General features: G+C 68.1%; 11 protein-coding genes. 8 read left to right on the top strand and 3 right to left on the bottom strand.

What is annotated here, in order from left to right; genetic code table 11:
- Window positions 1-72: 72 nt before the first annotated feature.
- Window positions 73-438, top strand: coding sequence for an I78 family peptidase inhibitor (locus AAD027_RS03930; RefSeq protein ID WP_341724693.1), 366 nt, complete (start codon window positions 73-75; stop codon window positions 436-438).
- A 20-nt stretch (window positions 439-458) separates the two neighbouring features.
- Window positions 459-716 carry a hypothetical protein gene (locus AAD027_RS03925; protein ID WP_341724692.1) on the top strand — a complete coding sequence of 86 codons (258 nt, stop codon included), beginning with the start codon at window positions 459-461 and terminating at the stop codon, window positions 714-716.
- A gap of 29 nt (window positions 717-745) precedes the next feature.
- Here AAD027_RS03925 and AAD027_RS03920 read toward each other — a convergent pair whose 3' ends face one another.
- The 3 genes from AAD027_RS03920 to AAD027_RS03910 all read right to left on the bottom strand — a co-directional run bounded on the left by AAD027_RS03920 (window position 746) and on the right by AAD027_RS03910 (window position 5191).
- Window positions 746-2098, bottom strand: coding sequence for an alginate export family protein (locus AAD027_RS03920; RefSeq protein WP_341724691.1), 1353 nt, complete (start codon window positions 2096-2098; stop codon window positions 746-748).
- A 138-nt stretch (window positions 2099-2236) separates the two neighbouring features.
- Complete coding sequence (locus AAD027_RS03915; protein ID WP_341724690.1) at window positions 2237-4048, bottom strand: amidohydrolase; 1812 nt, start codon at window positions 4046-4048, stop codon at window positions 2237-2239.
- Window positions 4049-4315: 267 nt separating this feature from the next.
- The gene (locus tag AAD027_RS03910) at window positions 4316-5191 is read right to left on the bottom strand and encodes a helix-turn-helix domain-containing protein (RefSeq protein ID WP_341724689.1); all 876 of its coding nucleotides are present in this window, start codon (window positions 5189-5191) and stop codon (window positions 4316-4318) included.
- A 21-nt stretch (window positions 5192-5212) separates the two neighbouring features.
- Here AAD027_RS03910 and AAD027_RS03905 point away from each other — a divergent pair, with 21 nt between their 5' ends.
- From AAD027_RS03905 to AAD027_RS03880, 6 genes are all read left to right on the top strand, one after another.
- On the top strand, window positions 5213-5560 hold the full coding sequence (locus AAD027_RS03905; protein ID WP_341724688.1) for a hypothetical protein: 348 nt from the start codon (window positions 5213-5215) through the stop codon (window positions 5558-5560).
- Window positions 5561-5906: 346 nt separating this feature from the next.
- Window positions 5907-10379 (top strand): glutamate synthase large subunit, encoded by a 4473-nt coding sequence (gene gltB, locus AAD027_RS03900; protein WP_341724687.1) that lies wholly within the window; start codon window positions 5907-5909, stop codon window positions 10377-10379.
- A 208-nt stretch (window positions 10380-10587) separates the two neighbouring features.
- Complete coding sequence (locus AAD027_RS03895) at window positions 10588-12039, top strand: FAD-dependent oxidoreductase (RefSeq protein WP_341724686.1); 1452 nt, start codon at window positions 10588-10590, stop codon at window positions 12037-12039.
- Window positions 12040-12293: 254 nt separating this feature from the next.
- Entirely contained in the window at window positions 12294-13169 is an 876-nt protein-coding gene (locus tag AAD027_RS03890; RefSeq protein WP_341724685.1) for a methylglyoxal synthase, read from the top strand.
- 100 nt (window positions 13170-13269) lie between these two features.
- Window positions 13270-13635: a hypothetical protein gene (locus AAD027_RS03885; protein ID WP_341724684.1), complete on the top strand. Its 366-nt coding sequence runs from the start codon at window positions 13270-13272 to the stop codon at window positions 13633-13635.
- A 75-nt stretch (window positions 13636-13710) separates the two neighbouring features.
- A complete protein-coding gene (locus AAD027_RS03880; protein WP_341724683.1) occupies window positions 13711-14052 on the top strand; it encodes a hypothetical protein in 342 nt (113 codons plus the stop codon).
- The last annotated feature ends 35 nt before the right edge of the window (window positions 14053-14087 follow it).

Genomic DNA, 14087 nt, shown 5'->3' with positions numbered 1-14087 from the left:
TGTGCGTTGGTTAACGACATGCGAATGTGATTTGGGCGATGCTTGCCCCATCACCCACCCCCGGAGCCCTGCATGATCCACAAGGCGTTGCCTCTTCTGCTGCTGACCCTGTCCCTGGCCGCCTGCGGCACTCCCGAGCCGGACGAACAGACCGCCGCCACCGAGCAATCGCAGGCCGCCGCCGCCGAAGCCGCCGCGCCAGCGCCTGTCGAACCGCCCGCCACCGAACTGGCCGGCAGCTGCGACGACACCCAGGCGCAGTGGATCGTCGGCAAGCCCGGCATCGAGGCCGATGTCGAACAGGCCCGCCACGACGCCAAGGCCGAAACCGTGCGCAGCCTGAAGCCGGGCGACGCCGCGACGATGGACTTCAATCCCGACCGCCTCAACGTGATCCTCGACGAGAAGGGCGTGGTGAGTTCGGTCAACTGCGGCTGACGCCGGCGGCAAGCGCACCCGTGAACCGCCTGCGGCGAGCAGGCGGTTTTTTTTGTTCGACGATGACGCCAGCCCGGTACTTCGCTGGACAACGCTCGCGCCGCTGGCGCGGCCTGCTCGACGAAGCCTTGACCGAAGAAGATCTCTCCGCGATCCGCGAGTACCTGCAACAACAGCGCACCCGGGGCCGCGACGGCTTCCGCGCAGTGGTCGAAGCCGAGACCCGGTGCTTCGCCGGCGTCCGACCGGCGCATCGCCCTTCGAGGCCGGGCAAGTGAACCTGGCACCGGGGTTTCCCCTGATCGACTCAGAACCGGTACTGCAGGCTGAGGCTGAGGAAGCTCAGCGTATCGTCTGCGCCCGTCTCGCGCAGGAATGCGCCGGGTCGCGCGTAGGCGACGACCGTCGTCGAGGACCAGCCGGGGACCGGCGTCCAGGTGGTACCAAGCGATGCGATGGTGGCCACGTAGCGGGCGCGACTCTCGCCAGCGGGGCGGATCAACATGCCATTGGGCGCATACACGCCATCGCGGGTACTGTGGCGCCAGAAGAAGTCCAGGCTGGCATTCAGGCTGACCTGAGGTGCGAGTCGCAGGGTCATCGCCGGATGGATGTTGAAGAAGTTGCGTGGCCCCAGCGTCGCCTCGTCGCCAAAATAATTGCCCCGCGGATAAAGGGGATTGAGGGTACCGAAGCGGTCGTCGTCGGGGTCCTTGTCGCCGCTGGCACCGGCGAGAAGCAGCGCCACTCTCGGTCGGCCGGCGACGCCTTCGAAGGTGTAGCCCGTGTCAGTGGCCAGCGACCAGGCGCGAATCTCGTCATCGCCGAACCGCCCGCCCTGCAGGACGACCTCCCAGTTCCAGTCCCAGGCCTGGTGGCCGCCGAACACGCGGCTGCCGACCGACCAGCGGCGCTCGTGTACGACGTCCTGAACGTCGCGGGCAGCGGTGTCGTCGTAATACAGGGCGTAGACCTCCCACGAGGTGACGCCGCCGGTGTGGGTCGCATACAGGCCGCCCAGCGCCTGGCTCCGCGAGCGGGCGTCATCGAAGCTGCCCGCACGGCTCTCCCGCGGCGCTGCGGCGAAGGCATCGACACGCCAGGGACCACGGGTCGCATAGGCGCGGACGGCGTCGAAACTGCGCCGCACATTCGGGCCTTCGCGGGCGTCGATGAGGCGACCCGATCCGAACTGCAGTTCCTGGATGCCGACACGCATGCCGCCGCTGCCGTCGCCATCGGCGGCCGGTTGCCACTCGACGAACAGGTTGGTGGGATCGAGCCGGTTCTCGTCCACCGGGGCAGGACCCGCGGCGCGACCCCGGGTGAACGAGCTGGAAAGCTGAGCGAAGCCGCGCCAGTGCTCGCCCAGGCGCAGGTCCGCGAAGACGGAGCCACGCTGCATCAGCACGCCCCACTTGTCCTGGGGCTGCAGCCCATAGCGCGGATTGCCGGCGTACTCGTAGCGCCAGCGCAGGTCGCCGCCGAGACTCAGGCGCACGGAATCCGCGATCGGGCGGTCCTTCCAGCATGCGCTGCGGGTGTCGGTGCATTCCTGGCGCTGGGCGCTGAAATCGTCGTCGAAGCGCAATGGACGGAACTGTGCCGACGCGGCATCGGCCGCCAGCAGCAGGAGGATGGCGGGCCATGCCGTGCGCATGCGCATCCCGCCGGTCGGCCATGGGCGCCGGGATGGCCCACCAGCGTCGCGAGCGCCCCGTGGCCCCTGTCGCGACGCCTGGCGCCGACGACGCAGGCGGCCTGGTCCAGTGCTTCGAGCCGACACTGCAGGGTGATCTCACCGCACCTGGTGGTAGCCGCCGAAGTGCTTGATCGGTGACCAGGCGGGCAGGATCTCGGGCAGTTCCGGCGAAAGCGCGCGGTAGTCCTGCGCGCCGTACACCACCCGGCCATCCATGACGGTCAGCACCGAGGAAATGGATTTGATCTGCGATTCGGGCACCGAGAAGTAGTCCCGGTCCAGCAGCACGAAGTCCGCGAGGTAGCCAGGAGCGATCATGCCCATCTCGGATTCGGCATTCAGGAACCAGGCCGCCCTGCGGGTGAACAGCCCCAGCGCTTCGGCGCGCGTGAGCCGGTTGTCCTCGGCCAACGCTTCCGACCCGGAGACGGATCGCCCCGACACCATCCAGCCGATGCCGACCCACGGATTGAACGAGGACGCCCGGAATGCGTCGGTGGTCATGGCCAGGGGGATGCCGCTGTCGACGAGTTCGCGCAGGCGCGGGGTCAGCAACGCCTTCTCGCGTCCATAGGTCTTGATGAAACCGTCGGCGTGCAGCGCCATCTTCGCGTCCAGGGCGATGCCGCCGCCGAGCGCCTTCACCCGGGCGATGTTCGCTGGACTGATGGTCTCGGCATGTTCGATGCTCCACCGCAGGCCGTCGAGCGGCACCTGTGCGTCCAGCTTCTCGAGCGCATCGAGGAACGGCGTGATGTTCTCGTCGTAGCTGATGTGCAGGCGGAAGGGAATGCGCCGCTGGACCAGCCTGGAGACGTCCCGCTCCACCAGCTCGCGCATCTTCTCCGGCGCGATGACGACCGCCGGACGGTCGAAGTTCTCGTGGTCGTGGACCTCTGCCGACAGCAATTCACCAGCGCCCCGGTAGACGTGGCCGTGCGCCAGGTGCGGGTGCAGGTTGTGCCCGGGACTGATCGGCGCCGTCTTCGTGATCGCCGTGAGCTGGTCGTCCACCATGTTCGTGGAGCCGTCTCCGAACTGGATGTCCACGAAGGGCATGCGGATATTGAGCCGGTTGTCGCGGGCGAGGACGTCGACGGTGGCCTGGGCCTTGGGATACCCACGGAAGCCCGTGCCCGCATCGACGATCGACGTGACCCCGAAGCGGTTGAGGCTGTGGACCGTCTGGACCATCGAGCTCACTTCCTCGTCGAAGGACAGCTGCGGGACCATGGTCTCCAGCACGATGAACATGAAGGTGAAACCATGGACCACACCGGTGTACCTGCCCTGCGCGTCCTGCTCGAGCTCCGTGCCCGGCAGCTGCGGAAACCGGTCGGTGCCCACGCCGAGCGCTTCCATCGCCTGCGGGTTCATGAAGCCGCGGTTGTAGGCGTACTGCACGAGCAGCGGGCGATCGGGCACCGCCCGGCGCAGTTCTTCCATGGTGGGAAAGCGGTTCTCCTCGAACTGGTAGGGCGACCAGCCGCCGATCACCTTGACCCAGTGACCTTCCGGGGTCCGCCTGGCCTGCTCGCTCAGCATCTCCAGGGCGCGTCGCAGCGTCGGCACGCCGTCCCATCGCAAGGTGTAGGTGTAGCCGCCTTCGTTGAGTATGTGAGTGTGCGCGTCGATGATGCCCGGAATGAGCCGTCGGCCGCGGGAGTCGACGACCCGGGTACCGGCGCTCCTCAAGTCCAGCACTTCGGCGTCCGTGCCTACCGCGTAGATGCGTCCGTTCTTGACGGCCAGGGCGGACGCCGCGGGCTGCGCGGGATTGCCGGTGAAGATCTCGGCGTTGTGCACGATCAGGTCGGCGCCCGGATCGGCTTGTGCTGCTTGCGCATGGGCGCTGACCAGGCCATTCACCACCAGGAATCCGAGCAAGCGCATGAACTTCACTGACATTCTCCATTCGATGGAATTGAAGGGACACTCGCGTGTCCGTTCCCGATGTGCGGGCCGGACCGCTGCGATGTACGTTGAATGGGAATGTTGCCCAGCCGGTCCGGCACGGTCACTGATCGTTCCTGCTCACGGCAGCACGATTCGCTCATGGGGCTTAGCGGCCAGGAGAACGCGCGGCGGGCCGAGGCCGGGATCGGAGCCGTCAGTGGCCGCGTCGGCGAAGGCTGCGGCAACGCATCGCCGGGACGATCGACGGGCTGTCTGCCCCTAGGCGAGCATGCGCATCCGCCATGCCGCCGGGGTCGCGCCCGTGACCTTGCGGAAGGTCCGGCCGAAGTGCACCGCGTCGGCGAAGCCGGTGGCTTCGGCCACCTGCTCCAGACCGCCATTGGTGTTCAACAGCAGGTCCTTGGCGCGCTCGATGCGCGCCTGCAGCTGCCACTGATACGGCGCCAGTCCGGTCGACGCCTTGAAGGCGCGGCTGTAGTGCGACTGCGACAGCCCCGCAAGCTCCGCGAGTGTGGCCAGGTCCACCCTCGCCGGCAGCTTCGCCTCGAGATAGCCGATCGCATCCTTGAGCTGAACCGGCGAGAGCCCGGACTCGCTTCCCTTGGCTTCTTTGGGGCGTTCGAAGAGCCTCGCCCCGATCGCTGCCGTCAGCGAGTCACCGTACAGCTGCGTGGTGGGGTCGGCATCGTCGATCGCGTCTGCGAGCAACTTGATCAGCGTCCACAGCCGGTCATCGTTGATGCGGAGCCGTGGAACGTCGCTCAGCCGCACCGAGTCGGAAATGCCCAATCGCTTCTGGAACGACGTTGCATCGAAACTGACCGTCGAACACTTGATGTAGCGGACATCCGCCGAATACCCCCACAACTCCATCTTCGCCGGCGCGAAGTACATCGGCCGGGGCTTGTAGGCATGCGGATTGGGCGTATTGGGCGCCGACCTGGGCTCGGCGCGGTCCCCACCGACCTCCTCCAGATTGGCGCTGAGCCGAGTCGACTCTTCACGGCTGTCGATCTTGAGCAGCAGCCTGCCCGTGCACGTGTACTCATGCACATCGACGTTCACGCCGTTCCAGCACCGACTGGAGCTGGTGTGCATGGCCACGTTTTCGGGAAGCTCGGATGCGTTCGACATGGGGACGAGACTGCTTGCGGGATGAGTGCAACCGGCACCGTTATTTTGTATCACCAGATAAGTGAACCCGGCAAACCTGGCACCGGTGGCGACTTCGTGGCGCATGGCGACAAGGTCAATGCCTATGCCATCGAAGGCGGCCAGGTGCTCCCGATCCACATCAAGGGCCAGGTGCTCGCAAACGGCGAAGGGACCAATGCCGTACTGGTCGCCGACAAGGGTTCGACGCCGCTGACCGACGTGCGCGCACTGCCAAGGCCGGCAAGGCCCTGCAACAAACCGACGGCGAAATCACTGATCGGGCGGGTTTCCTGGACGCGTGACCCTTACCGGTCAATGAGCCCGGCTGATCCGTTGCCGGTGGGCTGATCACGAACCTGTATCGAGCCCAGCGGTATGCGTGGGGAACCGCAGCCACACCGACCGCGCGGCCGGGCCTGCCGGTGCGTTTGGTTCTGAGCCGAGATCTGGTGCTCCGCTTGATTCTTCGGCACATCGCCGCACGCAGACCATGTTCCCGCTCGGCGGCGGACCTGTTCCGCGGACAAGAGGGATGCCGCGCGAAAGTTGCCGTTGCAACTATTATCCACTGGCGTGGGAAAGGTGTTGTTGCGGTGCCGCAACAACTGTGCTTTAGTCGGGATTCCGGTGACATTTCGAAGTGCCGCTGCGCGGGCAGGGCACGGTGTCGCCGTCACTGAAATTCGAGGCACAGATGGCCCCTCGCAGCCGCCAAGGCAGCCGTCAGCCGGGACTGTACGACCCGAACGACGAACGCGACGCATGCGGTTTCGGCATGGTCGCGCAGCTGGACGACCAGCCTTCGCGTGCGCTGGTCGATACCGCCATTGCCGCGCTCTCGCGCATGACCCACCGCGGCGGCGTCGCCGCCGACGGCCTGACCGGCGACGGCTGCGGCCTGCTGATCCGCAAGCCGGATGCGTTCCTGCGCGCGCTGGCCGGCGAAGCGAACATTCCCCTGGGCGCGCGCTACGCGTCGGGCCTGGTGTTCCTGCCGCACGACGAGGCGCAGGCCGCGCACTGCCGCGCCACGCTGGAAGCCGAACTGTTCCGCACCGGCGCGACCGTGAAGGGCTGGCGCGTGCCGCCCACCGACGACCGCGTCTGCGGCCAGCTGGCCCGGGACACGCTGCCGCGCATCGAGCAGCTGTTCGTCGATGCCGGCGACCAGCAGGACGACGATGCGTTCGGGCTGGCGCTGTTCCTGGCGCGCCGCCGCAGCGAGCAGCAACTGCGTGCCAGCGTGCCGGATTTCTACGTGGTCACGCTGTCGCCGCACGCCATCGGCTACAAGGGCATGGTGCTGCCGGACAAGCTGCCGGTGTTCTTCGCCGACTTGCAACGCAGCGATCTGGCCAGCAGCGCCATCGTCTTCCACCAGCGCTTCTCCACCAACACGCTGCCGCGCTGGCCGCTGGCGCACCCGTTCCGCCTGCTGGCGCACAACGGCGAGATCAACACCATCGAAGGCAACCGCCGCTGGGCGCAGGCGCGCAGCAAGGTGTGGAAGACGCCGCGCTTCGACATCGCCGAATTCGATCCGGTCATCTCCATGCACGGCTCCGATTCGCAGAGCCTGGACAACATGCTGGAACTGCTGGTCGCCGGCGGCATGGACCTGATCCAGGCGCTGCGCATCCTGGTGCCGCCGGCGACGCAGTCGCTGGAATTCAAGGACGCCGACCTGGCCGCGTTCTACGAGTTCTACGGCCTCAACACCGAACCGTGGGACGGCCCGGCCGGCATCGTGTCGATGGACGCGCGCTACGCGGCCTGCATGCTGGACCGCAACGGCCTGCGCCCGGCGCGCTGGCTGCTGACCAGCGACCGCCACTTCATCGTCGCCAGCGAAGCCGGCGTGTGGGAAGTGCCGGCCGAACGCGTGATCCGCAAGGGCAAGCTGGGCCCGGGCGAGATGATGGCGATCGACCTCAAGCGCGGCGACCTGCTGGACAGCGACGCGGTGGACCGCATCAACCGCGGCCGCGCGCCGTACAAGCAATGGCTGCACCAGGGCGTCACCTACCTGCAGACCGAACTGATCGACCCGTCGCTGACCGACGCGCCGTTCGACGAGAAGACGCTGCGCGGCTACCACAAGCTGTTCCAGCTCACCCGCGAGGAAGTGGAAGAGGTGCTGCGCCCGCTGGCCGAGACCGAGCAGGAAGCCACCGGCTCGATGGGCGACGACACGCCGATGGCGGTGCTCAGCCGGCAGACGCGCCCGCTGTACGACTACTTCCGCCAGGCCTTCGCGCAGGTCACCAACCCGCCGATCGATCCGCTGCGCGAAGACTGCGTGATGTCGCTGACCACCCAGCTGGGCAAGGAGACCAACATCTTCCACGCCGGCGCGGAGACGGTGAACCACATCATCCTGAACTCGCCGGTGCTCAGCCAGCGCAAGCTGCGCCAGATCGTGAAGATGGCGCCGTACGACCAGAAGCACCGCTACGTCGACCTGTCCTACGGTGTCGAGGAAGGGCTGAAGGCCGGCATCGAGCGCGTCTGCCGCGAGGTGGAACAGGCCGCCCGCGAAGGCATCGTCATGGTCGTGCTGAGCGACCGCCGCCCGCAGCAGGGCCGGCCGATGATCCACGCGCTGATGGCCACCGGCGCGGTGCACCACCACCTGTGCCGCGAAGGCCTGCGCTGCGACGTCAACCTGATCGTCGAGACCGGCACCGCGCGCGATCCGCACCACATCGCCTGCCTGATCGGCTACGGCGCCACCGCGGTGTATCCGTACCTGGCCTACCAGACCCTGTTCGACCTGGGCCGGCGCGGCATCCTGCAACTGAAGAAGGGCGGCGAGCAGGCGCAGATCGGCCGCAGCTACCGCAAGGGGGTCTACAAGGGCCTGTCCAAGATCATCTCGAAGATGGGCATCTGCACCATCAGCAGCTACCGCGGCGCGCAGTTGTTCGAGATCGTCGGCCTGGACCCGGACGTGGTGGACCTGTGCTTCGCGGAAACGCCGTCGCGGATCGGCGGCGTCGGCTTCGAGCGCCTGGACAGCGAAGCCCGCCAGCTGGAAGCCCGTGCCTGGAACGAGCGCGCGGCGGCGGATGTCGGCGGCCTGCTGAAGTACGTGCACGGCGGCGAGTACCACATGTACAACCCGGACGTGGTGACGACGCTGCAGCGCGCCACCCGCACCGGCGACGCGCGCGACTGGCAGGCCTATGCCGACGCGGTGAACTCGCGTCCGCCCTCCGCGCTGCGCGACCTGCTGCAACTGAAGAAGGCCGATACGCCGACGCCGCTGGACGAGGTGGCGGACGCCTCCGACCTGCTGCGCCGCTTCGATACCGCCGCGATCAGCCTGGGCGCGCTGTCGCCGGAAGCGCACGAGGCGCTGGCCATCGCGATGAACCGCCTCGGCGGCCGCAGCAATTCCGGCGAGGGCGGCGAGGATCCGGTGCGCTACGGCACCGAGAAGCGCAGCAAGATCAAACAGGTCGCGTCAGGTCGCTTCGGCGTGACCCCGGAGTACCTGGTCAACGCCGAAGTGCTGCAGATCAAGGTCGCGCAGGGCGCCAAGCCCGGCGAGGGCGGCCAGCTGCCCGGCCACAAGGTCAACGAACTGATCGCGCGGCTGCGCTACGCCCGGCCCGGCATCGGCCTGATCTCGCCGCCACCGCACCACGACATCTATTCCATCGAAGACCTCGCGCAGTTGATCTACGACCTCAAGCAGGTCAACCCGACCGCGCTGGTCTCGGTGAAGCTGGTCAGCCACGCCGGCGTCGGCACGATCGCCGCCGGCGTGGTGAAGGCCGGCGCGGACCTGATCACCGTGTCCGGCCACGACGGCGGCACCGGCGCCAGCCCGGTCAGCTCGATCCGCTACGCCGGCGTGCCGTGGGAACTCGGCGTGGCCGAGGCGCACCAGGCGCTGGTCACCAACCAGTTGCGCGACCGCGCCGTGCTGCAGACCGACGGCGGCCTGAAGACCGGCCTGGACGTGGTGAAGGCGGCGCTGCTGGGCGCCGACAGCTTCGGCTTCGGCACCGGCCCGATGATCGTGCTGGGCTGCAAGTACCTGCGCATCTGCCACCTCAACAACTGCGCCACCGGCGTGGCGACCCAGGACGAGCGCCTGCGCGCGCAGTACTTCACCGGCCAGCCCGAGCGCGTGGAGAACTTCTTCCGCCTGCTGAGCGAGGAAGTGCGCCAGTGGCTGTCGTACCTGGGCGTGCGTTCGCTGGACGAGATCATCGGCCGCACCGACCTGCTCCAGCAGCTGGACGTGTCGCCGCGCGAGGGCGTGAACATCGACCTGTCGCGCCTGCTGCAGGGCGCGCAGTTCGAGGGCGGCGGCTGCGCCGCGCAGCGCCTGTACGAATCGCCGGACAGCCTGGCCACGCAGCTCGACGGCCTGCTGGCCGAACCGATCCGCAGGAAGAGCGGCGGCGACCACCGCTTCCTGATCCACAACACCGACCGCAGCATCGGCACGCGCCTGTCCGGCGCCATCGCTCGCGCGCACGGCAACCAGGGCATGGCCGACGCGCCGCTCACCCTGCGCTTCCGCGGCACCGCCGGGCAGAGCTTCGGCGCGTTCAACGCCGGCGGCCTGCACATGGAACTGGAGGGCGAGGCCAACGACTACGTCGGCAAGGGCATGGCCGGCGGCCGGCTGGTGGTGCGCCCGCCGCGCGGCGCGCGCTTCGAGGCGCGCAACACGCCGATCCTCGGCAACACCTGCCTGTACGGCGCGACGGGCGGCGAACTGTTCGCCGCCGGCCGCGCGGGCGAGCGCTTCGGCGTGCGCAATTCCGGCGCGCTGGCGGTGATCGAGGGCGCCGGCGACCACTGCTGCGAATACATGACCGACGGCATCGTGCTGGTGCTGGGCAAGGTGGGCCTGAACTTCGGCGCCGGCTTCACCGGCGGCCTGGCCTACGTGCTGGACCTGGACCGCGATTTCGTCGATCGCTACAACCACGAGCTGATCGACATCCACCGCATCAGCCCGGAAGGCTTCGAGAGCCACCGCCAGCACCTGCACACGCTGATCACCCGCCACCGCGAGCTGACCGGCAGCATCTGGGCGCAGCAGGTCCTCGACGAGTTCCGCGACTACATCGGCAAGTTCTGGCTGGTGAAGCCGAAGGCGGCCAGCATCGATTCGCTGGCCGAGACGTTGAGGCGGGCGGCGTGATGAACCGTCACGGCGCGATCACTGCCCCTTCCCCCGCCTGCGGGGGAAGGCTGGGATGGGGGCAAGCCGAAGTCCGTGCGGCCGGTCCCTCGATGCCGGCACGGAGCCATCACTCGAAACGAACGTTGCTCCGACGCGATTCCGGCTCCGGACTTCCCCCCACCCCAACCCTCCCCCGTGAACGGGGGAGGGAGCCGAGACAGCACGCATGAGCCGCAAGCAAGTCTTCCAGTTCCTCGACCTGCCCCGCACCATGCCGCAGCGGATCCCGCTGGAATTGCGCACGTCCGGCGACTGGGGCGAGTTGTACGGCAAGTTCGGCAAGGAGGAGGCGCAGTACCAGGCCGGCCGCTGCCTGGATTGCGGCAATCCCTATTGCAGCTGGAAGTGCCCGGTGCACAACGCCATCCCGCAGTGGCTGCAGCTGCTGCAGGAAAACCGCATCGAGGAAGCCGCCGAGCTGTGCCATTCCACCAACCCGCTGCCGGAAGTCTGCGGCCGCGTCTGTCCGCAGGACCGGCTGTGCGAAGGCGCGTGCACGCTGGAGGAATTCGGCGCGGTCACGATCGGCGCGGCGGAGAAATACATCGTCGACACCGCGCTGGCCAATGGCTGGCGGCCCGACCTCAGCGACGTCAAGCCGACCGGCAAGCGCGTGGCCGTGGTCGGCGCCGGCCCCGCCGGCCTGGGCTGCGCGGACCGGCTGGCGCGCGCCGGCATCCAGGCCGTGGTGTACGACCGCTACGAGCAGATCGGTGGGCTGCTGCAGTTCGGCATCCCGTCGTTCAAGCTGGAGAAGAGCGTCATCGCGCAGCGCCGCGAGGTGCTTGAAGGCATGGGCGTGGAATTCCGCCTGGGCGTGGACGTCGGCCGCGACATTACGCTGGAGCAGTTGCTGGCCGAATACGACGCGGTGTTCCTGGGCACCGGCGCCTATCGCTATACCGATGGCGGCCTGCCGGGCCAGGACCTGGAAGGCGTCCTGCCCGCATTGCCGTTCCTGGTGCAGAACGGCCGCATCGTCGGCGGCAACGATCCGTGGGGCCGGCCCATTGCCGGCTGGGAGGACAAGCTGGCATTGCCCGACCTGCACGGCAAGCGCGTGGTGGTGCTGGGCGGCGGCGATACCGGCATGGACTGCGTGCGCAGCGCGATCCGGCTGGGCGCGGCCAAGGTCACCTGCGCGTACCGCCGCGACGAGGCCAACATGCCCGGCTCCGCGCGCGAAGTGGCCAATGCGCGCGAAGAAGGCGTGCGCTTCCTGTTCAACCGCCAGCCGCTGGCCATCGTCGCCGGCGAGGACGGCAAGGTCGCCGGCGTGCAGGTGGTGGAAACGAAGCTCGGCGAGCCGGACGAACGCGGCCGCCAGAGCGCCGTGCCGGTGGCGGGCAGCGAATCGGTGCTGGACGCGGACGTGGTGATCATCGCGTTCGGCTTCTCGCCCAGCGTGCCGGAATGGTTGGCCGCGCAGGGCGTGGAAGGCAGCCCGAACGGCCGCATCGTGGTGGGCGGCGGCGACCGGCTGCCGTTCCAGACCACCAACGCGAAGCTGTTCGCCGGCGGCGACGCGGTGCGCGGCGCCGACCTGGTGGTGACCGCCGTGGCCGAAGGCCGCGATGCGGCGGGCAGCATCGCCCGCTGGCTGCGCATCGACGCATAAGCCTGTCCCCTGTAGGAGCGGCTTCAGCCGCGACCGGGAATCAGAAAAACCTTTAGACACGGATCAAAGCGGATAGCCGCGGATAAGGCGTTTGCCTTTGATCCGTGTGTATTCGCTTTGATCCGTGTCCAATGCTTTTTTCGATAGCTTCCGGTCGCGGCTGAAGCCGCTCCTACAGGGGCTATGCCACTCAGCATCCCTAGGAGTGGCGGGGCTCGCTTAGACTGTGGGTTCCTTCTACGCCGAGCGACGCGATGCGCCTGGGCCTGGCCGCCAACCGCCTGCACCACCATACCGAGGACGCCGCATTGTTCCGCTGGCTGCGCGCCTGCGAGCCGGGCATCCGCGAACTGCGGCTGGGCCTGCACGCGGTGGGCCGCACGCACGACGCCATCGCCGCCGCCGGTATGCTGCGCGGCTACGACGGGTTGAAGCGCTATCCCTACGGCCGCGATGGCGGACTGATGAAGCTGGTCGCCGAGGTGGTGGGCCTGGAGGGCGCCGAACGCCATCTGGATGGCGCCATCTACCTGATCGACCCGGTGGATCCCTCCTCGATTTTCCCGGAAGCCATCGCCCTGAAGCGCCAGTGCGTGATCCACGGCAAACCGTTCCTGTCCACGGTCGCCTCGGCGCGCGACTGGGTGGAGATGGAACGCATCCACGCCGGCCTGGCGCCGGATGCGGGTGCGGACCACTTCCATGCACTGGAAGCGCAGACGCTGGCGCTGATCGCGCACGACGCGATGAAACCGCAGATGATCGCATTCGCCGCGGACCACTTCGACGTGCTTTCGCGCTTCGCCCACCGCATGGCGACCGGCACCACCGGCCAGCGCCTCAACGAACTGGCATGGAGCCGCGGCTGGCCGCAGGGCCAGCCGTGGGTGGAACGCTTCCAGAGCGGTCCGCTGGGCGGCGACGCGCAGATCGCCGATCGCGTGCTGGAACACCGCTGCCAGCGCGTGATCTTCTTCGAGGACCCGCACGTGGCTCGCCAGCACGAAGCCGACATCCAACTGCTGGAACGCGCCGTGACCACGGTGACCGACGAGGCGATGTGCATGACCTCGCCGGTGGTGGCGCGACGGTGGGCAAGCGCCGTGCCGCTGCGGGCGGGACCCCGTTGAAGACCGGACCGATGTCCTGTCCCGGCCGTTCGTGTCGATACTGAAAAGGCGCTTCTTCCGCTGAAAGGAGCGCGACCTCCGGCATCGAAGGCGCAATCGAATGAAGAAAGAACTCTTGCTGGGCATCCTGCTGGCGGCGGCATCGGCGACGGCTTCCTGTGCCCAGGACGCGCCACCGGATGCGGCCCCCGGCCCCGCCCCCGGCGAACAGCAAGCGCATGCGGCGATCGTCGCCATGTTCGGTGGCGCGTCGGAACTGGAAGGCACCACCGTCAAGCTCGGGACCTGCCTGCCCGCCTTGGCTCCCGAACACGCGGGACAGATCGCCTGCACGTTCGCGCTGGCCTCCGCGGGAGGTTCGTCCGAAAGCCAAGCGGATTTCCATTGGGATGGCCGGCGCTGGGTCGCCCAACCCAGCAGCTCGCAGGAAATCCTGCCGTTCCCCGACTCCAAGCTGAGCCAGTAGACCCGGCTTTACCCGTATGCGTTGCGGGCAGACCGAACAGCGTCGAGCCCGCTTCTCTTCCCGCAGGACACTCCCATGCGCTTGACCGCCGTTTGCTTCGCTATAGCCAGCCTGATCGCCGGTCCCGCCTTCGCCGCGGGACCGGCCAACCCGTCGCTGTACGCCGTCAATTCCGCCGCCATCGCCTCGGCGATGACCTATTGCAGCACCAGGCACGGCAACCTGCTGGCCGGCTCGCCGGGCGCGGCTTGCTTCACCCGGGCGCGCAACATACTGGCCGGCTACGGCTTGAAGCGGGTCTCGCAGGACATCGACGCCCGCTGCAACGACCCGCAGACGTTCAACACCTGCCTGACGCCCGAGATCGGCCGGCTGGTCCACGCGCTCAACGCCGAATTCCAGAAGCAGGGGCTGTAACCCCTGTAGGAGCGGCTTCAGCCGCGACCGTGGAA

The organism is Pseudoxanthomonas putridarboris, assembly GCF_038321125.1.
Classification (GTDB): domain Bacteria; phylum Pseudomonadota; class Gammaproteobacteria; order Xanthomonadales; family Xanthomonadaceae; genus Pseudoxanthomonas_A; species Pseudoxanthomonas_A putridarboris.
This window is presented reverse-complemented; position numbering and strand designations above follow the sequence as displayed.

Excerpts from the sequence above, each read along its gene's own strand:
- AAD027_RS03910 (WP_341724689.1), bottom strand. The coding sequence starts at position 5,191 with ATGTCGAACGCATCCGAGCTTCCCGAAAACGTGGCCATGCACACCAGC.
- AAD027_RS03890 (WP_341724685.1), top strand. The coding sequence starts at position 12,294 with ATGCGCCTGGGCCTGGCCGCCAACCGCCTGCACCACCATACCGAGGAC.
- AAD027_RS03930 (WP_341724693.1), top strand. The coding sequence starts at position 73 with ATGATCCACAAGGCGTTGCCTCTTCTGCTGCTGACCCTGTCCCTGGCC.
- AAD027_RS03880 (WP_341724683.1), top strand. The coding sequence starts at position 13,711 with ATGCGCTTGACCGCCGTTTGCTTCGCTATAGCCAGCCTGATCGCCGGT.
- AAD027_RS03885 (WP_341724684.1), top strand. The coding sequence starts at position 13,270 with ATGAAGAAAGAACTCTTGCTGGGCATCCTGCTGGCGGCGGCATCGGCG.
- gltB (WP_341724687.1), top strand. The coding sequence starts at position 5,907 with ATGGCCCCTCGCAGCCGCCAAGGCAGCCGTCAGCCGGGACTGTACGAC.
- AAD027_RS03895 (WP_341724686.1), top strand. The coding sequence starts at position 10,588 with ATGAGCCGCAAGCAAGTCTTCCAGTTCCTCGACCTGCCCCGCACCATG.
- AAD027_RS03905 (WP_341724688.1), top strand. The coding sequence starts at position 5,213 with ATGAGTGCAACCGGCACCGTTATTTTGTATCACCAGATAAGTGAACCC.
- AAD027_RS03915 (WP_341724690.1), bottom strand. The coding sequence starts at position 4,048 with ATGTCAGTGAAGTTCATGCGCTTGCTCGGATTCCTGGTGGTGAATGGC.
- AAD027_RS03920 (WP_341724691.1), bottom strand. The coding sequence starts at position 2,098 with ATGCGCACGGCATGGCCCGCCATCCTCCTGCTGCTGGCGGCCGATGCC.